Below are 19,191 nucleotides of genomic sequence, written 5' to 3'. Positions count from 1 at the left end.
AAGCGCGTAGCTGGCAATGGATTTTTTCATTTTCACCATGTTAACAACCTCTTTAAAATACAAGTATCTTTTTAAAAATTTTTAAAAAAAAATACTTATTCATTCCCCGTATTGAGTTTTTAATAAGTCAATTTAAAGCTTGGAACTATGGTAACGGTAGATTTCATAGACAATCTTGTTATAAATCAAACTTAATCGCAATAAACTATTAAGTCGACACTTTTGATAAACAACATAATTCACTTACATTTCATACAACATTTGTGACAAAAAAAACCGTATAACTTTTTTGAAGTTATACGGCCCGGGTGTAAATATGGTTCAGACTGTAATAGTTGTAAATAACAGCCTGTTTTATTGTTTGTTATCGACGGTAATGACCACACGGCGGTTGGGTGCCAGGCAATTGATCAGCTCTTGGCCACTGCCGGTACATTGCACAACAGGCTGTGTTTCACCCACACCATATGCCTGAATCATATTGGCTGGAATACCCTGGCTGACCAGATAATTGCCCACGGTTTCTGCGCGCGCCTGTGACAGGCGCATGTTATAAGCACTATTACCCAGGGTATCAGTATGACCAACAATGGTAATACCTGTGATATTTTTGGCATTGTTAAGGCTTTGTGCAAGATTGTCCAGTTCCTGACGACCTGCGGTAATGGCGCTTAATGTTGATTTGTCAAATTCAAACAAAGCATCTGCGCTTAGCGTATATGACTCTTTAGCGCTTCCTGGCGGGCAACCTGCGCCTTCGCCTACACTACGCCAGTAAAAACTGCGGGCAATACTGTCAGTATCGAAAAGAATTTTAAACTGGCAGGTGGTTACATTATCAACACCCATATCCGGGGTATGGAAGTGGAACAGGTAGTCCCATTCCTTGGCGCTGATACCCTCACTGAAGTGAGGACGACCCAGTAAATAATACAATTGGTCTTTGGTTACGCCAGAACGGACCTGCGTCAGATTATAAAAGTTGGGGTAAGTACCCTGCTTGTTATTTAATGTGACGCTTTCCACATTTGGCCAGATCGGATCTTCGGTTACCCCGTCTGGACTGACGTTGCTGATTGACGAACATCCAGCAACCGTAAGTGCCATTAACGCAATAAACCCAAATTTAAGGCGACTGCCAGAATTTGGTTTCTTCATTTTACACTCCTCTAAAGATAATATCAGGCTGAATGTTACACCTTTTACAGAAACCGCACATTCATTTTGGGGCAATTTAATTCGGATAATGGAAAACAATCTGAAAATCCAAATTATTATCTGTAAAAACAGATATTTATTGGAAAAAAAGCTGCACTTGCCTGCACTGTCAAGCCCCTGTTCGGGGATAAAAGACAAAATAATCATCCCATTATCCCCGGCCAGACAAGGTCAATGGGATTTTCTTAAAAAACATCCAATCAGGGTTCGATATCAGGCAAATCGTTCGACAAAATTTCAAGCCCTTGTCTTAATGCCTTGTCATAACGCTGTTTTTCCTCTTGCATGGACTCAGGGGTCCATTTATAGAAGCCCTCGCCGGTTTTCATGCCGTATTTGCCATTTTTTATTTTCTCAGTCAGGATGGCAGGTGGCATTGCCGCGTTTGACAGGTCGGGGTAAATGGTTGCCGCTGCCGCGGCATGCACATCCCATCCGGCAATTTCCTTTTGCATGATAGGGCCAGCCGCCAAATAACGGAAACCAAATCCAAAACGCACGGCTGCATCCACATCTTCCGGGGTCACAATACCCGACTGGATGAGCGAATAGGCCTCACGGCCAATGGCATGCTGCAGACGATTGGCCAGAAAACCTGGCACATCCTTGCGAATCAGCACAGGCACCGAGCCACAGCGCTTCATCAGGGCAACCAGACTCGTCCCCACTGCGGGTTCGGTTTGTTTACCCAGCACCACTTCAACCAGTGGAACGATATGCGCTGGCATGAAAAAATGCAAACCGGCCATTCTTTCAGCGGTTTGCAGGCCTTCGGTAATAACACTGATTGGAAAACTTGAGCTGTTACTGCATAAAATGGTTTCTGCCCCTGCCAATCGTTCAAGATCCTTGAATAACGCTTGCTTCAGTTCAAGATTTTCTGGAATAGCCTCTATGACAAGATGGACGCCAGACCAATCGATTTCTTCAAGCGAACCAACTACTGTCAGCAAAGAATGATTCTCTTCCCGTCCTATGGACTGCAAGTTTTGTGCAATCCGGTTGAATATGCCTTCATGCAGCGACGGGTTGGGCTCTACAATAATGCAACGGGACCTGGCACGCAGCAAAACGGTCGCAATATCGGTTCCCATCGTGCCGCCGCCCACAATGACGCTCTGGGTTTCTGATGGGGACTGCAGTTCATAAGCCATGTTATCTCCTTGATGTTGATCATATCGCCACCAGTTTAATATACATCCTTATTCCCTGCATTTTTAACCGGCTGGCAAATTTGCAAGCCTACGCATCGGGAATCAGACGTTTGCCCAGCATGACCACATCGCCTGTCTCATAGCCCAGTCTTTCGTAAAAATCCAGCACCTGGCTGTTATTACTGCGCACCAGCAACTGAATCTTGGGACACCCCCTTTCCATCAACAAATGCTCGGCTTCCTGCATAAGTGCCTGGCCAATGCCTTGCCCCTGGCAAGCTGGATCAACCGCCAGGTAATACACCCAGCCCCGATGCCCCTCGTAACCAACCATGGCCGAGCCAACCACGACACCCTCTTTCTCAACCACCAAAAACAGTTCTGGCTGAGTCGTCAGTTTACGTTCAATATCTTTTTTTGGATCATTCCATGGCCTGACCAAACCGCACTCATTCCATAAACGGATGACGGCATCTTCATCTTGCTGTAAAAAAGACCTGATTTTCATGCTTGATACCACTTCCAAACTGACAATATTCAAAACATGGCAGATGAGAGACCCGCCCTACACATACACCTACCTGCGCATCCCATCAAGGAACCCGAATTAACCGACTTCTGTCGCCCTGGTCGCATCGGCCCAGCAGTTAGGCGTTTCATACAGACGCACCCGATGCAATACCAGGTCTTTGCCATAGCGCCGGGCAAAAGCGGGAGCCAGCACATCGAAAGCCAATTGGGCCAGGTTTTCTGCCGTGGGTACTTTAGCGGTAACAACCGTTTTATGGCCAGGCATTGACTTTAGGAACTCAAGAACCGCCGTATCACTTTTACAAACCAGGAAAGCATGGTCCCATGGATCCACAATTTTTTCCCTGGCAATGGCCTTGATATCCGAAAAATCAAGCACCATACCATTATCCGACTGCCCTGGAGCGTCCTGTACTTCGCCCTCAAGGGTAATTTCAAGCACATAACGGTGACCGTGCAAATTGCGGCACTGGCTACGGTGATCGGGTATACGGTGACCCGCGTCAAATTCCATTTTTCGTGTAATGCGTATCATCAACCGGCCTCGCCCTGCTGTGTTTTCATAAATGCTTCGAATCCTTTGGCCCTAAGCTCACAGGCGGGGCATGTGCCACAACCATAGCCCCAGTCAAAGCGCCGGTTGCGCTCTCCCAAATAACAGGTATGGCTGTGCTCGCGGGTAATTTCCAGCAAAGCCGCCCCCCCCAAATCGCTGGCCAGTTGCCAGGTTTGGGCCTTGTCCAGCCACATTAACGGTGTCTCTATCCTGAATTGCTGCTCCATACCCAGGTTAAGGGCCAACTGAAGTGCCTGCATGGTATTGCTGCGGCAATCCGGATAACCGGAGTAATCGGTTTCACACACACCGGTCACCAGTACGTCAAGATGACGACGATAAGCCAGGGTGGCGGCAAAGGTCAGGAAAATAAGGTTGCGCCCAGGCACAAAGGTATTGGGCAAACCACTTTCCGCAAACAGAATTTCAGTTTCACCGGTTAAAGCGCAATCTGAGATTTGCCCCAGCAAACCCAAGTCCAGCAGATGATCCTGGCCCAGTTTTTTGTCCCATTCAGGAAACTGCCGGCGAATTTGCTCAATCACATTTTGTCGGCATGCCAGTTCTACATGGTGACGCTGGCCATAATCGAAACCGACCGTTTCCACACGGTTATAACGGTTTAACGCCCAAGCCAGACAGGCCGTTGAGTCCTGGCCACCGGAAAAAAGCACAAGTGCATTGCTTGCCACTATCGTATCCCTATGATTTTATGGGTTTGTGTACTTAATCGCCAGCGAGGATGCTCAAGGCACCAGGCAATGGCCTGCGCCGTGTTGGTGCGCTGCAGGAGATTATCCATGGGCTGAAGCCAGAATTGCTGAAAATCAAGGTGCTCGAATTCGGAGGGATTAATACTCGGTTGCGGATACACCAGTTTTAGCTCGTTACCCCGGGTCTGTACCAGTGTGTTGCCAGCCTTGGGGCTGACGCAAATCCAGTCGATACCTTCCGGTACGGGCAGAGTGCCATTGGTTTCAACAGCAATTTCAAACCCCTGCCCGTGAACCGCACTAATCAGGGCAGCATCGAGTTGCAGCAAGGGTTCTCCCCCCGTGAAAACCACGAAACGGTTTTCGGTGCCTGCCCCCCAAACCTTGGCCAGCAAGGCTGCCAATGTCTGGGCTGACGCGTACTTTCCGCCTTCTGTCCCATCGGTGCCGACAAAATCGGTATCACAGAAAGTGCATTGGGCACCGGCACGATCCTGTTCACGGCCCGACCACAAATTACAGCCGGAGAAGCGGCAAAATACAGCAGTACGTCCCGCCTGCGCGCCCTCTCCCTGCAATGTCTTGAATATTTCCTTGACTGAATAAACCACGCCAACATCTACTTGAATTAATAATACCGTATTCTAACTTGCTTGCGCCCTCCTGTTGCGCTGAATCAGCGCACCCTCCTACAACAAAACATTACAATTGATAAAAATCCTGTCATTTTAAAATTGTATAGTTGTATAGTTGTACACAGTGGAATAAAGCATCCCGCCCTTCCCCTTACCTCATCTTACTCAGGAGGACTGCCATGTCAACCATGAAAGCTGCAGTTTTTGTTGCCCCCGGTCGCATAGAGATCCAGGAAAAACGCATCCCCGATGTGGGCCCCAACGATGCACTTTTGCGCATTACCACCACCACCATCTGCGGCACCGACGTCCATATCCTGAAAGGAGAATACCCGGTAGCTCCCGGGCTGACCGTCGGACACGAACCGGTAGGCATTATTGAGAAGCTGGGCAGTAACGTAACGGGCTACAAGGAAGGCCAGCGGGTCATTGCAGGTGCCATTTGTCCCAGCTTTACCTCTTACGCCTGCCAAGACGGTTTTCCTTCCCAGGATGGTGGTTATCTTACTGCCAATGGCACCTGCGCCTGCCATGGTTACAAGGCAACCGGTGGCTGGCGCTTTGGCAACATTATTGATGGCACCCAGGCCGAATACGTGCTGGTTCCCGATGCCCAGGCCAACCTGGCACCCGTTCACGATGCACTGACAGACGAACAGGTGCTCATGTGTCCCGACATCATGTCCACCGGCTTTGTGGGTGCCGAAAATGGCAATATCAAAATTGGTGACACCGTGGTCATCTTTGCCCAGGGGCCCATTGGTCTGTGTGCTACCGCTGGCGCCAAACTGCGCGGCGCCGCCACCATTATCGCCGTTGATGGCGTAGACGAACGCCTGGAAATCTCCCGCCAAATGGGCGCCGATGTGACCCTGAACTTCAAAAAAGTGGACGTGGTTGACGAAATCATGAAGCTCACCGCCGGTCGCGGGGTAGATGCCAGTATTGAAGCCCTGGGTACCCAAACCACATTTGAACAGGCACTTCGCGTCCTGAAACCGGGTGGCACGCTATCCAGTCTGGGCGTTTACTCTCAAGACCTGACCATTCCGGTCAGTGCGTTTGCCGCAGGTCTTGGCGATCATAAAATCGTTACCGCCCTGTGTCCCGGTGGCAAGGAAAGGATGCGTCGCCTGCTCAAAATCGTTGAAACAGGCCGCGTCAATCTGGAAGCACTGGTTACGCACGAATACAAACTGGACGACATTGTCGAGGCTTATGACCTTTTTGCCAACCAACGTGATGGCGTTCTGAAAATCGCCATCAAGCCATAATCCCCGTCTCTTCAAGGCCTAAAAGCAGCCGGGCAATCCCCGGCTGCTTTTAGGCCTATATAATTGCTTATATTTAAGGAAGAAAATGGCTGCCGATTTTGACCATATCAAGCAAAAACTGAAGCAGTTTGCCCATGACAGGGAATGGGACAACTATCACTCTCCCAAAAATATCGCTATGGCCCTTACCGTGGAAGCCGCTGAATTACAGGAAATTTTCCAATGGATGACAGAAGAGGAGTCCTTACGGCTCAATAAACAAAAATTACAGGCGGTAAAGCATGAAATAGCCGATGTTTTCCTGTATTTATTAACAATTAGCCGTGTACTGGATATTGATATCCTTGAAGCCGCAGCAGAGAAGCTGGCACTTAATGAAATTAAATACCCGCTGGATAAAGCGCGGGGTAATGCAAAAAAATACACCGAACTCTAAAAGCGAAAGGAACCCAATATGCAGGACGTTGTTTATCTTGCCAACCTGTTAAGCCAGGACTGCATTCCTGATGACAATAATGTTGAATTGCACCATGTCTTTCAGCAAGATATCGTCCTTGAACTTCAGGCCCGTCATTGGCCTGCGCTGTTCTGGTGGGCACTGTTTGACGACACCCATATCAACACTGCCCGCACCGCTAATAACCCTGAAAAAGTCTACCCCTATTTAAGTGCGCCAACCGCCGAAGCACTAAAGCACTGGACCCACAGGTTGGACGCGCTTGAAAATATCCTGCCTGAACCATGGCAACCCATTCTGAAAGCCTTTGATATTTTCCTGAAAGAAAAGATGACCGGGGCTTTTATGATTATGCGAACCACTCATTTACCTGACATTGAAAATGCCTCGGGGGAAGACTGGCGTTTCATGCTGCGCAGCCGTGCCCGCGACTGGCAAAAACTCAAAGACGGCATGCCGCTTAATAAACTGGGCGCCGACAGCGACCTGAAATTCGAAATTACCGGCCTTCTGGAAGAGCTTGAATCGCCCAATATTGACCCTTTCCTGGTCTTGAGTGGCAGAGCCGAAAACATCTGGCCCCTGCCAGATCTGGAAGCCGCCATTAAGGCCAGCCAAAAGCAACTCCTGGAAACACAGGCGTCACAAAACCCTGAAGCGCCTGTTCAGGCACCCGCATCGACCATCCCTCATGAGGCAGCAACAGAACTACCGGCCAATGAGCCGGTTGCCGATCTTCCCGAACAAATCCCCTACACCAGCGTACCCAAAAACAATGTTTCAGTATTCCGTTTCATTGTTATTTTACTGATTATTTTTGCCGCCTATTTTGCACTTACCTAAGTTCAGCCCCGGCAAACACAATGGGGTATTGCCGGAATAATGGCCAATGCGCCAAGCTTAATAACCCACTTCCCGTGAAACTATTCCACCAATATCCCGGCCATTTTCAAGATCAGTGATTTTCTGGTTGATCTGTGCCAGGGCAAGCTCGTCATTGGTAGGTCCGGAAATATGAGGTGTCACGATAATATCGGGATGTACCCAGAAAGGATGTCCATGGGGCAAAGGTTCGGTACTGAAAACATCCAGCACCGCCTTGCCAATATGCCCCGATCTCATCAATTCAAGCAGGTCTTCTTCTTGAAGGTGCTCGCCACGACCAATATTAATAAGACTGGCCGGCGCCAGCAATTGAGCCAGGGTTCGCCGGTTAAGAATGCCTCTGGTTTGCTGCGTTAGTGGCAATACATTAATTAAAATCCGCGTGTTTTGCAAAAAGCCGGGTAAGCCATTTTCTCCTGCATAAGTGTGTACGCCCTGCAGTTTTCGTTCGGTACGCGACCAGCCATGGACCGTGTATCCCAGTCCGGCCAGGGCCTGTGCGATTTTCTGTCCAATCACACCCAGCCCCATCACTCCTACGGCAATCTGGCTGGCAGACAGCTCTGGCAAAGGTTTCCATTGCTGCTGTTGCTGAAATAGGGCATAACGGTCAAACGGACGGGTTATTTTTGACAGGTAATGAATGACATATTCCAGCATTTTATCGGCCAGGCCCGCATCTTCAAGCCTGACAATCCGGATCTTTGCCGGCAAACCCGGTTGCCGCAAAATGGCATCTACGCCAGCCCCCATATTGAACAGGTACTGAAGGCCCGGATAGTCGGTAAACAAGGAAGCAGGTGGCTTCCAGACGATGGCCTTGCTAACCGCCGCATCGGCCTGACTCATACCGGGCTGGTACACAAACGCATGCCAATGAGGATAATGCGCCTTGATGATTTTCAGCCAGCTATCGGTGTGTTCGTGTGACTCGGAAGCCAGAATAATGTTCAACTCATGCCCTTTACATTCATGTGATTCATCAAGCCAGATATTTTTCTGTCAGCCTGACCCAAAAAGAAGCGCCTATGCCAAGCAGGTTGTCATTGAAATCATAGCTGGGGTTATGCAAAAGGCAGGGGCCCAGGCCGTGGTCCGGCTGCCGGTGAGAACCATCTCCATTGCCCAGGAAGACGTAACTGCCGGGCCTTTCCTGTAACATGAAGGCAAAATCCTCGGAGGGCATGACCGGTTCATGCTCAAAAACATACTCCACACTTTTATCTGCTCCATACAGCCCTCGCATGACCTCGGCACACAGTTCGGTTTCCGCTTCACTGTTAACCAATGCCGGATAACGCCGCTCGAACATGACTTCGCTGGTACAGCCAAACGCGTTGGCAATTTGTGTGGCAAGCTGATTCATGCGGGCCTCGATCAAATCAACCACCTCATCGGAAAAGGCACGCACTGCCCCGCCAATCCAGCCATGATCGGGAATCACATTGCTTGCCGTACCGGCATGGATTTGGGTGATGGACAGCACCGCGGCATCAATGGGACGAATATTTCGTGACACCACTGTTTGCAAGGCCTGTACCAATTGCGCAATGACCGGAACCGGGTCGGCACTGTCTTGCGGCGCTGCGGCATGCCCACCCTTGCCCCTTATATTGATACGAAAAATATTGCTGGACGCCATTAGCGGCCCGGCACGATAGCCAAAACTGCCTTCAGGCATGCCGGGCCAGTTATGCAGGCCAAACACGGCATCGCAGGGAAAACGCTCGAACAGGCCGTCTTCGATCATGGCTTTGGCGCCGGCCCCACCTTCTTCGGCGGGCTGGAAAATAAACCGTACCGTACCATCAAAATTGCGGTTCTCGCTTAAATGCCTGGCCGCTGCCAGCAATATGGCCGTATGCCCGTCATGACCACAGCCATGCATTTTTCCGTCATGGCGGGACCGATGGGCAAAATTGTTTTCTTCCTGCATGGGCAGGGCGTCCATATCCGCCCGCAAACCAATGGTTTTGTTTGAGGTCCCCGCCTTGATGCTGCCCACCACGCCGGTTTTCCCGATACCACCTGTGCACGCAATACCCCATTCTTTTAATTTTTGTTCTATCAATGCAGCGGTACGATGCTCTTCATAACAAAGTTCGGGATGTGCATGGATGTCTCGCCGGATTGCGACTATTTCATCAATGCCGGTAAACTTGATCATAAAAACTTCCGGTGATTCATAACCGGACAATCATAATCGTGTTTGGCAAAAATGTCACTTAGGGAAAAGCAGCAGCGGCCCTTTGCAGTCGGTCATTCACCGCCTCCCAGCGCTGGTCTTCAGGCAAAGACTGAATGCAGATACGCTGGTAACCCAACTGGTCTACCCGACGCAAAAAAGCATATAGATCATGGGCATATTGCACCGGTTCATTGGAAACCGAGAACCAGTCTATCCCTTCAATTTCAGGCTGCCGGCCTGCGTCAAAAACACAAACCGCCCATTTCTGCCCTGCCGGCACCCGGTTCTGCAGCTTGCCTTGCGCCAACTCTTGGGCAGTAACCAGTATTAAAGGGGTACGTGGTGCATAATGCGCCTTGAGCGTGCCCGATGCCCGTGGCGCATGGCTGTCTGGCAATTGCGGCGCATAACCCAGTACCTGGGCAATCTGGCTGGCGCTGATATGTCCTGGCCGCAGCAAAACGGCCCCTACTCCCTGACGGATCCGGGACAAATCAACAATCGTGGATTCGATGCCAATATCGGCTGCCCCCCCTTCAAGGACCGGCATACCCTTGGCCACCTCTTCGGGAAATTCGCTTATGACATGCTCTGCCAAAGTGGGTGATACCTGGCCAAACTTATTGGCCGAAGGCGCGGCAACGCCCCCTTGTCCGGAAGGCTTGAGTCGGGCGAACTGCCGCAGCAGGGCCTGGGCCACGGGATGGGACGGGCAACGAATACCCACGCTACCCTGGCCACCACTGACTGTATCGGGAATATGGCTGGCCCTTTGCAGAATAAGGGTTAACGGGCCCGGCCAGAATACCTTGATCAATTGATGGGCCTCATCGGGAATATCCGTAGCCCAATAAGACAAATCGGCCTCGGGGGCCACATGCACGATAACCGGATGATTGGAAGGCCGACCCTTGGCCTGGTAAATTTTTTCAACGGCCTGAGGGTTTTCGGCATCAGCCCCCAAGCCGTAAACCGTCTCGGTAGGGAAGGCCACCAGCCCGCCATGCATCAGGCGGGTGGCTGCCCTGAGAATTTCCTGCTGCTGATCTGGGCGCATTTACAATACCTGGCTTAAATTAAGGATCTCACTGACCTGGCGGGCATGGGCAAGCGCCGTGTCAAAATTTTCGTTAACTACATTCACATGACCCATTTTACGACCCTTTCGGGCTTCGCTTTTGCCATACAGATGCAGGGACACGCCCGGCAAGGCCAACACCTTTTCCCAGGCCGGTTCGGCAAAAGCACCCGTTTCGGGGTGGAACCAGCTGTCACCAAGGATATTCAGCATGATGGCAGGTGCCCGTAATTGGGTGGATCCCAATGGCATGCCGGCCATGACGCGTACCTGCTGCTCGAACTGGCTGCTGGCACAGGCATTCATGGTGTAGTGACCACTATTATGCGGGCGTGGCGCCACTTCATTGGCCACCAGGCTGTTATCCTCAAGAATGAAAAACTCGATGCACAGCACGCCAAAATAATTCAGGCCTTCGGCAATCCTGATGGCCGCCTGTTTGGCCTGGTGCTGGATATTTTCAGCGATAAGCCCGGGATTCACCACGGTAGTGGCAAGAATGCCATTGACATGGGTATTTTGTCCAATCGGGAAAACCGCCACCTCACCATCGAAACCACGCGCCATAACGACCGAAATTTCTTCTTTCAGGGGCAGCATGGCTTCAAGCACACAAGGCACCCTGCCAAACGACTCAAAAGCGGCAAGCGCTTCCTGGACATTGGCAACGCGGGCCTGCCCTTTGCCGTCATAACCCAGCCGGGCTGCCTTGAGAATGCCTGGAAACAGGTGTTGCCCGGCGTTTTCCAGATCGGCAGCAGAGCGGACTTCGGAGTAAGGCGCGACCGGGATGCCCTGCGCGGCAATAAAGGCCTTTTCCGCAATGCGATCCTGCACCACGGCTACTGCAGCCGCACCAGGACTGACCCGGCAATTTCCTGACAACTGTTTCAGACTGGCAGCGGGCACGTTTTCAAATTCAGTGGTAACCACCCGCGTAAGGGCGGCCAATTCATCCAGCCCTTTTACATCATCATAGGCCGCAAACACCTGTTTTTCGGCAACAGTGCCGGCAGGACTGTCCTGGGCCGGGTCAAGCACCACGACTTTATACCCCATGCTTTGTGCTGCATGACAAAACATGCGGCCCAGTTGCCCCCCACCCAACATGCCAAGCCACTGGCCGGGATAAACAACAGCAGAAGTCAATACAGTATTATTCATAAGAGATAAAAATTTTGGTTTGCAAAAACACTAAGCCGAAGGTGGCAAGGTCATGGCACGCGCGGCAGCCGTTTGTTTTTCACGAAAGGCCAGCAATTTTTCACGCAACTGGGGATTGGTCATGGCCAGGGTGGCAATGGCATGCAGGGCCGCATTGGCCGCACCGGCCTCGCCAATGGCAAACGTGGCCACCGGGACGCCCTTGGGCATTTGCACAATGGAAAGCAAGGAATCTTCACCCTTCAGGTAACGGGAGGGGACCGGAACCCCAAACACCGGCACTTCAGTCAGGGCGGCCATCATGCCAGGTAGATGGGCAGCGCCCCCGGCACCGGCAATAATGGCGCGAATGCCATCATTGTAGGCGCGGGCCCCGTAAGCCACCATATCGTGCGGCATGCGATGGGCTGAAATAACCTGCGCCTGGTAAGGCACACCAAACTCTTCCAGCATCCGGGTTGCGTTCTGCATGACCTCCCAGTCACTGGAGGAGCCCATTATAACGCCCACAACAGGCTTGATATTGTCGCTCATGATATTCCTTTTATTATGCCAGCAGGCGGTTTACCGCCTCACGATATTTGGCGGCTGTTTTTTCAAGTACTTCTTGTGGCAGACGGGGAGCCGGTGCGGTTTTATCCCAAGGCTGGGTTTCAAGCCAATCACGCACAAACTGCTTGTCAAATGAAGGAGGACTGATACCTTCCTGGTAGCTGTCAGCCGGCCAGAAGCGGGAAGAATCGGGGGTAAGCACTTCATCCATTAAATACAGCTGGTTATTTTCATCCAGGCCAAACTCGAACTTGGTGTCGGCAATAATAATCCCTTTTTCCGCGGCAAAACCGGCTGCTTCCGTATACAGTTTCAGGGTGATGTCACGAATTTTCTCTGCCATTTCCTGGCCCACTTCCTTCACCACATGGGCAAAATCCACGTTTTCATCGTGTGAACCGAACTCGGCCTTGGCGGCTGGCGTAAAAAGAGGCTCGGGCAGTTTACTGGCCAGTTTCAGGCCTGCCGGCAACTTCACACCGCAAACCGTACCGGTTTGCTGGTAATCCTTCCAGCCGGAACCAATCAAATAACCACGGGCAACTGCTTCAACCATAACGGGCTTCAGCCGTTTGACAACGACGGCACGCCCTTTGACCTGCTCAATCTCATCAGGGGCCACCACCTCTTCAGGCTTCACATGGGTAGAGTGATTGGGAATGATGTGCGCCAGTTTTTTCAGCCAGAACTCGGTTAATTCGGTAAGTACCTTGCCTTTGCCCGGAATCGGATCATCAAGAATGACGTCAAACGCGGAAATGCGGTCGCTGGCAATGATAAGCAGCTTATCATCACCCACGGCATACATGTCACGTACTTTACCGCGTGCCAGCAAGGGTAATGATTGGATGGTTGATTGATGAAGTGCAGTAGCCACTTGTAACCCTTAAGTTTGGTTGGACTGGATATTTGCGTTATGACAGAAACCATAACGGATCAAACCCGGTATTTTAACGCTTTAAATGAAAAATCCCGCCCCAAATGAATACAAGGCGGGATTTTTATACCGGTATTTGCCTTTTATGCAGACAGGGGTTTATTTGACCTGCTGATTGAGCTTGCCGGCTGCATACAGGGAGGCCATTTCAGACAGGCTGACCGGTTTGATTTTGCTGGCATTGCCAGCGGTACCAAATGCTTCATAACGGGCAATACATATTTTTTTCGCTGCTTCGCGGGCAGGCTTGTTGTATTCACGCGGATCGAACTTGGACGGATTCTCAGCCAAAAAGCGACGAATCGCGCCCGTCATGGCAAGACGGATGTCAGTATCGATATTGATTTTGCGAACGCCATATTTGATGGCTTCCTGGATTTCCTCAACAGGCACCCCATAGGTTTCTTTCATATCGCCACCGAACTCGCGGATTTCAGCCAGCAACTCTTGCGGTACGCTTGAACTGCCGTGCATGACCAGATGAGTATTAGGCAGACGAGCGTGAATTTCCTTGATGCGCTGGATAGACAGAATGTCACCCGTTGGCTTGCGGGTAAATTTATACGCGCCATGACTGGTACCAATGGCAATCGCCAGGGCGTCAAGCTGGGTTTGGCGCACAAAATCGGCGGCCTGTTCAGGGTCGGTCAGTAACTGGTCAATCGTGAGTTTGCCGTCGGCACCGTGACCGTCTTCCTTGTCACCTTCCATGGTTTCCAGTGAACCCAGGCATCCCAGTTCGCCTTCAACAGTCACACCCAGTTTATGGGCCATGTCCACCACTTTTTTGGTAACATCCACGTTGTATTCGTAATCAGCAATGGTTTTGCCATCTGACATCAGGGATCCGTCCATCATGACGCTGGAAAAACCCAAATTAATGGCGCCCTGGCAAATTTCAGGAGACTGGCCGTGGTCCTGGTGCATGACAACAGGAATTTCAGGATAGCTTTCAACCGCAGCCTGGATTAGATACTTCAGGAAGCCTTCGCCGGCATATTTGCGGGCACCGGCAGAGGCTTGCATGATAACGGGACTATTGGTTTCTTTGGCCGCCTCCATGATGGCCTGGACCTGCTCCAGATTGTTAACGTTAAAAGCAGGAATGCCGTAGCCGTTTTCGGCCGCATGGTCAAGCAACTGACGCATTGAAACTAATGCCATGTGAGATTCTCCTAGTGGATCTATGTCAAATTTCCGAATTGCCTATATTTTACGTGGGTTTGTAATTTTTTACCCAAGTTTCCCCCCAGCCTGCAAATTTTGCAATTCAGTACGGTTTTTTTATTGTGATGTCATGTCCGAGAGACAATCCCGACACTTCAATTGAGAAAAAAGCGCAGTGAAGAAAATTAATCTGAATCAAGAAACTTTTTGAGATTTAGCAAAGTAATTTTTTTTCATTGTGTTTACAATTTGTTTAACTTGTTCTATTACTCAATATTGTGAACCGCTGCAAAAACCGCTCTCTCCACTATGCTTTATGGGTCGTCCTCATCGCGATGACCCTGGCAGCGGTTTCACCCTCCGTCTCATCCCTTCAGGGTACGGACCCCATCGCACCCTTCACCATCGACATCTGCGATTCATCCGGAAACGGTAAAACCCTTATCATCGATGGCACTTCGCCCGGTCAGGACTCTTCCGCCCACACCTCAGACATCCACTGCCTGTTCTGTATTCAATCCGAACTACAGACCGCCATTGTCACTCTGGCCTGTATCCTGCTCCTCGGGTTTATTGTTCGCCAAATCATTGCCATTGTTTACCACGAATGGCGTCTGATCATTCGCACTATGCGCTGGCGGCCCAACCGCAGCCAGGCCCCCCCTCTCTTCTCCTGAGCCGTAAATTTCTCATTGCTTTCATCAAGGTAAGTGTCACATCTGCTGACATACGCCACCCCTCCTCATTCCAGAAAAGTTTCAAGGAGTAAATCCGCATGGATGAATTAGTTGACCTATCCCGGCTGCAATTTGGATTGACAGCCCTGTACCACTTCCTTTTCGTGCCTCTCACACTTGGCATGGTATGGATTCTTGTCATCATGGAATCCGCCTATGTCATGACGGGAAAGGTTATTTACAAGGACATGACCCGCTTCTGGGGCAAGCTCTTTGGCATCAACTTCGCCCTTGGCGTCACCACTGGCCTCACGCTAGAATTTCAATTCGGCACCAACTGGGCTTACTACTCCCACTACATGGGAGATATTTTTGGTGCCCCACTGGCTATTGAAGGCCTCATGGCTTTCTTTTTAGAATCGACCTTTGTCGGTCTGTTCTTTTTTGGCTGGGAGCGCATGTCACGCAGGCAGCATCTGGTGGTCACCATTTTAATGGCAGTCGGCACCAACCTGTCCGCCCTTTGGATCCTGGTCGCCAATGGCTGGATGCAAAACCCTATCGGGGCCGAATTCAACTTTGAAAGCATGCGAATGGAAATGGACAATTTCTGGACAATTGTTTTCAACGCCGAAGCCCAAAACAAATTCGTGCATACGGTTTCTGCCGGTTATGTAACGGCATCCATGTTCGTGCTTTCAATTTCCAGCTGGTATCTGCTGAAAAAACAGGATGTCGAGTTTGCCAAACGCAGTTTTCGCATTGCCGCAGCTTTTGGTCTCGCCTCTATCCTTTCCGTTATCGTTCTGGGTGACGAGTCAGGCTACTCGATTGGCAAGGCTCAAAAAACCAAAATGGCAGCGATTGAAGGCATGTGGGAAACCGAACCGGCTCCCGCACCCTTTACCTTAATAGCATCGGTCAATGATGCGGAAATGAAAAATGACTGGTCAATTCAAATCCCATGGGTAATGGGCCTGATCGGCACCCGCTCCACCACTGAAGTCATGCCCGGCATTCACGATATCATCAAGGAAAACCATGGCCGTATCGAGTCTGGCCAGCAAGCCGTGGTCGCCCTGGACAAACTACGGGCGAACCGCGATGACCAGGAAGCCATGGATAATTTCGTGCAACACAAACAAGACCTTGGTTTTGGCCTGCTGCTTAAACGCTACACGGCCGATGTCGCCCAGGCCACACCTGAAATGATTGCCCAGGCTGCAAGAGATACCATTCCCGCTGTCAAACCCCTGTTCTGGTCATTCCGTGCCATGGTGGGTCTTGGCTTCTTCATGCTATTCATCTTTGTCGCCACTTTCTGGGCGTCAGTCAAAGGCAACTTTACCGAAAAAAAATGGTTGCTGAAACTGGCCCTGTACTCCCTGCCATTACCCTGGATCGCCGGTGAGGTAGGCTGGTTCGTGGCCGAATTCGGACGCCAGCCCTGGACCGTATATGGCGTTCTGCCCACTCACATGTCCGTTTCCACGCTTAGTACCAGCTCCCTCTATGGCTCACTGGCGGGATTCATCACGTTCTACACCGTTCTGCTGATTGTTGAAATATATCTCATGATCCGTTTCTCCAGGCAGGGTCCCGGCACCCTGGGTACCGGTCGCTATGCTCACGAGTCCAAACACTAAGGAACCACATTATGGAAAACCTCATTGATTATGAAATATTAAAGCTCATCTGGTGGCTGCTTATTGGCGTCCTCCTTGTCGGATTCGCCGTCATGGACGGCCATGATATGGGCGTAGGCACACTGCTTCCATTTGTCGGCAAAACCGATGATGAGCGCCGTGCCGTCATCAACACAGTAGCCCCTCACTGGGACGGCAACCAGGTTTGGTTCATTACGGCTGGCGGCGCTATTTTTGCCGCCTGGCCCATGATTTACGCCACCGCATTCTCAGGGTTCTACTGGGCCATGATGGCTGTCCTGTGGTCGATGTTCTTCCGTCCGGTCGGCTTTGACTATCGCAGCAAGCTCACCCATACCACCTGGCGCAAAACCTGGGACTGGGGCTTGTTTGTGGGCAGCTTCATTCCACCGGTCATTTTTGGCGTGGCCTTTGGCAATCTGCTGCAAGGCGTGCCTTTCCAATATGACAGCATCCTTAACCCCACATACACAGGTGGTTTTTGGGCCTTGCTCAATCCCTTCGCCCTGCTTTGCGGGGTCGTTGCCAGCGGCATGATCACTTTCCACGGTTCTGTTTACCTGATGCACCGCACCGAAGACCCAATCTACACTCGGGCACAGTCATGGATGATCATCAGTGGCCTGGTTACCGTAATCTGCTTCACCCTGGCAGGGCTGTGGGTGGCCTTCGGCATAGACGGCTACCGCATTACATCGGCGATCAACCTGGCGGCCAGCCCCGACCCTTTAACCAAGGAAGTGGTACGTGAAACCGGTGCATGGCTGGCCAACTACCAGCGCTGGCCACTCACCATTCTGATCCCCGTATTGGGCTATGTCGGTATCCTGGGTGCCCTGCTACTGGCCAAAAAAGGAAAAACCTTTGCCGCGTTCTTTATTTCCGCACTTGGCATTACCGGCATTATCGGTACCGCTGGTATATCCATGTTCCCGTTCATGATGCCCTCATCCAGCCATCTGTCATCCAGCCTTACCGTCTGGGACAGCTCATCCAGCCATTTCACCCTGTTCGTCATGCTGATTGCGGTTGTCATCTTCATGCCCATCATTATTTTGTACACCCGTTGGGCCTACAGCATCATGAGAGGAAAAGTAACCACGGCTTATATTCGTGAAAACGAACATTCCGTTTACTAATCGATATTTTTACAGGAGTTTGCTATGTGGTATTTTGCCTGGACTTTAGGTATTGGGTTTGCCATCGCCCTGGCCATTCTGAATGTGCTATGGGGTGAATACGAACCCGATCGCCTGGAACACAAACAGGAAGGTTAAATAAACCGTGGCTGGCCAGGCCGATAAGGTCACTGCCAGCAAAAGGGCCGGTCTTGCACCGGCCCTTTTTAATCAGAATTAAAATTAACACTGTTTTTAATAATATACAGTGGAGACTTTTTACTTCCCGCCAACAACACGCTTACGTTAAAGCCGCCTGTTTTCAAGGCAAGACAGAATACTTCTGACCTGTTGTATCCTGTCTTTTTCCAATACATTTACCGCCAGTCCCGGCTGGTCGGCACAGCCAGCAACAACGCTTCCCATTGGGTCAATAATCATGCTGTTTCCGGCACAACGCGGCGCTGTCTGCCCTGAAGCCAGCACATAACTGGTATTTTCAATAGCCCGTGCCCTAAGCAGGATTTCCCAGTGATTTTCCTTGTAAGGCCCGGCAATCCAGGCAGCACTCACTGAAATGACATCCGCCCCCTTGACCGCCAGGGCACGGGCCAGCTCCGGAAAACGAAGATCATAGCAATTGACCAGGCCAATCGTAAAATCTTTAATCTTGAACAAACCAAGTTCTGAGCCATCCGATTTAATGTCTCCCGGCTTTACCTTGTCAGACTCCTTGAAGTTAAAAGCATCATAAACATGCAATTTTGTATAACGGACAATCACTTCACCCCGGGCATTCATCACCAGCAACTGGTTAGTGACACGCTCTTCAGCCGGGTCATCGCTTAAACTTAGCACGCCCACAATAATATTCATTTGATGACTGCGGGCCAGGCCCTGCATGAACGCAATAAACCCAGGGGAATGCTGCCGGGCAATTTCCCTTAAGGTTGGCAAGTCAGAACCAAACGAACACATGGCCGCCTCGGGAAACACCAGCAGCTCAACACCATCCGCAACTGCCTGCAGGGTCAAGTCATGAATGTATTTTTTATTCGCCGCAATATCATTCACGGCAGGAAATTGGGCCACCGCCACTTTCAGGCGGGAAAAATCAGATGCTAAATTCATATTTCTCACAAACAGTCAGATATCAATGCACTAATTATGCACCAGAACACCTAAAATGGAACCAACTTCCCCCAGAACCTGCCAACAGA

General features: G+C 50.8%; 21 protein-coding genes. 7 read left to right on the top strand and 14 right to left on the bottom strand.

Features of this window, described 5'->3' with window-relative positions; translation table 11 throughout:
• Positions 1-354 precede the first annotated feature (354 nt).
• The 6 genes from IE074_RS10195 to queE all read right to left on the bottom strand — a co-directional run bounded on the left by IE074_RS10195 (position 355) and on the right by queE (position 4,783).
• Positions 355-1,158 carry an OmpA family protein gene (locus tag IE074_RS10195; RefSeq protein ID WP_189385363.1) on the bottom strand — a complete coding sequence of 268 codons (804 nt, stop codon included), beginning with the start codon at positions 1,156-1,158 and terminating at the stop codon, positions 355-357.
• 260 nt (positions 1,159-1,418) lie between these two features.
• Positions 1,419-2,372, bottom strand: a complete 954-nt coding sequence (locus IE074_RS10190; RefSeq protein WP_189385362.1) for a 3-hydroxyacyl-CoA dehydrogenase family protein — start codon at positions 2,370-2,372, stop codon at positions 1,419-1,421.
• A gap of 88 nt (positions 2,373-2,460) precedes the next feature.
• A complete protein-coding gene (locus tag IE074_RS10185; protein WP_189385361.1) occupies positions 2,461-2,880 on the bottom strand; it encodes a GNAT family acetyltransferase in 420 nt (139 codons plus the stop codon).
• Positions 2,881-2,979: 99 nt separating this feature from the next.
• Positions 2,980-3,438, bottom strand: coding sequence for a 6-carboxytetrahydropterin synthase QueD (gene queD / locus IE074_RS10180; protein WP_189385360.1), 459 nt, complete (start codon positions 3,436-3,438; stop codon positions 2,980-2,982).
• The gene (gene queC, locus IE074_RS10175; protein ID WP_189385359.1) at positions 3,438-4,151 is read right to left on the bottom strand and encodes a 7-cyano-7-deazaguanine synthase QueC; all 714 of its coding nucleotides are present in this window, start codon (positions 4,149-4,151) and stop codon (positions 3,438-3,440) included. Before queC ends, queD begins: the two co-directional genes overlap by 1 nt.
• Positions 4,151-4,783: a 7-carboxy-7-deazaguanine synthase gene (gene queE / locus IE074_RS10170; protein WP_189385358.1), complete on the bottom strand. Its 633-nt coding sequence runs from the start codon at positions 4,781-4,783 to the stop codon at positions 4,151-4,153. The genes queC and queE overlap by 1 nt, the downstream gene beginning before the upstream one ends.
• A 203-nt stretch (positions 4,784-4,986) precedes the next feature.
• Between queE and IE074_RS10165 the strand changes: the two genes are divergently transcribed.
• The 3 genes from IE074_RS10165 (at position 4,987) to IE074_RS10155 (ending at position 7,381) form a co-directional block, all read left to right on the top strand.
• Positions 4,987-6,081 (top strand): NAD(P)-dependent alcohol dehydrogenase, encoded by a 1,095-nt coding sequence (locus IE074_RS10165; RefSeq protein ID WP_189385357.1) that lies wholly within the window; start codon positions 4,987-4,989, stop codon positions 6,079-6,081.
• A gap of 85 nt (positions 6,082-6,166) precedes the next feature.
• Positions 6,167-6,517 (top strand): nucleotide pyrophosphohydrolase, encoded by a 351-nt coding sequence (locus tag IE074_RS10160; protein ID WP_189385356.1) that lies wholly within the window; start codon positions 6,167-6,169, stop codon positions 6,515-6,517.
• An 18-nt stretch (positions 6,518-6,535) separates the two neighbouring features.
• Positions 6,536-7,381 (top strand): hypothetical protein, encoded by an 846-nt coding sequence (locus tag IE074_RS10155; RefSeq protein ID WP_189385355.1) that lies wholly within the window; start codon positions 6,536-6,538, stop codon positions 7,379-7,381.
• A gap of 57 nt (positions 7,382-7,438) precedes the next feature.
• Here the strand turns inward: IE074_RS10155 and IE074_RS10150 are convergent, their stop codons facing one another.
• The 7 genes from IE074_RS10150 to fba all read right to left on the bottom strand — a co-directional run bounded on the left by IE074_RS10150 (position 7,439) and on the right by fba (position 14,506).
• The gene (locus IE074_RS10150; protein WP_229793980.1) at positions 7,439-8,377 is read right to left on the bottom strand and encodes a 2-hydroxyacid dehydrogenase; all 939 of its coding nucleotides are present in this window, start codon (positions 8,375-8,377) and stop codon (positions 7,439-7,441) included.
• A 28-nt stretch (positions 8,378-8,405) separates the two neighbouring features.
• Positions 8,406-9,590, bottom strand: coding sequence for a M20 aminoacylase family protein (locus tag IE074_RS10145; RefSeq protein ID WP_189385354.1), 1,185 nt, complete (start codon positions 9,588-9,590; stop codon positions 8,406-8,408).
• A 58-nt stretch (positions 9,591-9,648) separates the two neighbouring features.
• Positions 9,649-10,668: an L-threonylcarbamoyladenylate synthase gene (locus IE074_RS10140; RefSeq protein ID WP_189385353.1), complete on the bottom strand. Its 1,020-nt coding sequence runs from the start codon at positions 10,666-10,668 to the stop codon at positions 9,649-9,651.
• Positions 10,669-11,853, bottom strand: a complete 1,185-nt coding sequence (locus IE074_RS10135) for a 5-(carboxyamino)imidazole ribonucleotide synthase (RefSeq protein ID WP_189385352.1) — start codon at positions 11,851-11,853, stop codon at positions 10,669-10,671.
• A gap of 30 nt (positions 11,854-11,883) precedes the next feature.
• Entirely contained in the window at positions 11,884-12,387 is a 504-nt protein-coding gene (gene purE / locus IE074_RS10130; protein WP_189385351.1) for a 5-(carboxyamino)imidazole ribonucleotide mutase, read from the bottom strand.
• A gap of 13 nt (positions 12,388-12,400) precedes the next feature.
• Complete coding sequence (locus IE074_RS10125; RefSeq protein WP_189385350.1) at positions 12,401-13,282, bottom strand: phosphoribosylaminoimidazolesuccinocarboxamide synthase; 882 nt, start codon at positions 13,280-13,282, stop codon at positions 12,401-12,403.
• Between the two features lie 159 nt (positions 13,283-13,441).
• The gene (fba, locus tag IE074_RS10120; RefSeq protein ID WP_189385349.1) at positions 13,442-14,506 is read right to left on the bottom strand and encodes a class II fructose-bisphosphate aldolase; all 1,065 of its coding nucleotides are present in this window, start codon (positions 14,504-14,506) and stop codon (positions 13,442-13,444) included.
• Between the two features lie 281 nt (positions 14,507-14,787).
• On the opposite strand from fba, the gene IE074_RS15075 reads away from it, so the two are divergent.
• The 4 genes from IE074_RS15075 (at position 14,788) to cydX (ending at position 18,130) form a co-directional block, all read left to right on the top strand.
• On the top strand, positions 14,788-15,186 hold the full coding sequence (locus IE074_RS15075; protein ID WP_189385348.1) for a DUF2946 domain-containing protein: 399 nt from the start codon (positions 14,788-14,790) through the stop codon (positions 15,184-15,186).
• 92 nt (positions 15,187-15,278) lie between these two features.
• On the top strand, positions 15,279-16,832 hold the full coding sequence (locus IE074_RS10110) for a cytochrome ubiquinol oxidase subunit I (RefSeq protein WP_189385383.1): 1,554 nt from the start codon (positions 15,279-15,281) through the stop codon (positions 16,830-16,832).
• Positions 16,833-16,855: 23 nt separating this feature from the next.
• Complete coding sequence (cydB, locus tag IE074_RS10105) at positions 16,856-17,992, top strand: cytochrome d ubiquinol oxidase subunit II (RefSeq protein WP_229793985.1); 1,137 nt, start codon at positions 16,856-16,858, stop codon at positions 17,990-17,992.
• 24 nt (positions 17,993-18,016) lie between these two features.
• Positions 18,017-18,130: a cytochrome bd-I oxidase subunit CydX gene (gene cydX / locus IE074_RS10100; protein WP_189385346.1), complete on the top strand. Its 114-nt coding sequence runs from the start codon at positions 18,017-18,019 to the stop codon at positions 18,128-18,130.
• A gap of 147 nt (positions 18,131-18,277) precedes the next feature.
• Here the strand turns inward: cydX and IE074_RS10095 are convergent, their stop codons facing one another.
• Positions 18,278-19,102 (bottom strand): carbon-nitrogen hydrolase family protein, encoded by an 825-nt coding sequence (locus tag IE074_RS10095; RefSeq protein WP_189385345.1) that lies wholly within the window; start codon positions 19,100-19,102, stop codon positions 18,278-18,280.
• Between the last annotated feature and the right edge of the window lie 89 nt (positions 19,103-19,191).

The sequence above is a fragment of the Advenella faeciporci genome, assembly GCF_014652395.1.
Classification (GTDB): domain Bacteria; phylum Pseudomonadota; class Gammaproteobacteria; order Burkholderiales; family Burkholderiaceae_B; genus Advenella; species Advenella faeciporci.
The sequence above is the reverse complement of the archived record's forward strand: the minus strand, read 5'-3'. Positions and strand labels throughout refer to the sequence as shown.

What these genes read in the sequence shown, in the direction of transcription:
- IE074_RS10195 (WP_189385363.1), bottom strand. Translation starts at nt 1,158, where the DNA reads ATGAAGAAACCAAATTCTGGCAGTCGCCTTAAATTTGGGTTTATTGCG.
- IE074_RS10190 (WP_189385362.1), bottom strand. Translation starts at nt 2,372, where the DNA reads ATGGCTTATGAACTGCAGTCCCCATCAGAAACCCAGAGCGTCATTGTG.
- IE074_RS10185 (WP_189385361.1), bottom strand. Translation starts at nt 2,880, where the DNA reads ATGAAAATCAGGTCTTTTTTACAGCAAGATGAAGATGCCGTCATCCGT.
- queD (WP_189385360.1), bottom strand. Translation starts at nt 3,438, where the DNA reads ATGATACGCATTACACGAAAAATGGAATTTGACGCGGGTCACCGTATA.
- IE074_RS10165 (WP_189385357.1), top strand. Translation starts at nt 4,987, where the DNA reads ATGTCAACCATGAAAGCTGCAGTTTTTGTTGCCCCCGGTCGCATAGAG.
- IE074_RS10160 (WP_189385356.1), top strand. Translation starts at nt 6,167, where the DNA reads ATGGCTGCCGATTTTGACCATATCAAGCAAAAACTGAAGCAGTTTGCC.
- IE074_RS10155 (WP_189385355.1), top strand. Translation starts at nt 6,536, where the DNA reads ATGCAGGACGTTGTTTATCTTGCCAACCTGTTAAGCCAGGACTGCATT.
- IE074_RS10145 (WP_189385354.1), bottom strand. Translation starts at nt 9,590, where the DNA reads ATGATCAAGTTTACCGGCATTGATGAAATAGTCGCAATCCGGCGAGAC.
- IE074_RS10140 (WP_189385353.1), bottom strand. Translation starts at nt 10,668, where the DNA reads ATGCGCCCAGATCAGCAGCAGGAAATTCTCAGGGCAGCCACCCGCCTG.
- IE074_RS10135 (WP_189385352.1), bottom strand. Translation starts at nt 11,853, where the DNA reads ATGAATAATACTGTATTGACTTCTGCTGTTGTTTATCCCGGCCAGTGG.
- purE (WP_189385351.1), bottom strand. Translation starts at nt 12,387, where the DNA reads ATGAGCGACAATATCAAGCCTGTTGTGGGCGTTATAATGGGCTCCTCC.
- fba (WP_189385349.1), bottom strand. Translation starts at nt 14,506, where the DNA reads ATGGCATTAGTTTCAATGCGTCAGTTGCTTGACCATGCGGCCGAAAAC.
- cydX (WP_189385346.1), top strand. Translation starts at nt 18,017, where the DNA reads ATGTGGTATTTTGCCTGGACTTTAGGTATTGGGTTTGCCATCGCCCTG.
- IE074_RS10095 (WP_189385345.1), bottom strand. Translation starts at nt 19,102, where the DNA reads ATGAATTTAGCATCTGATTTTTCCCGCCTGAAAGTGGCGGTGGCCCAA.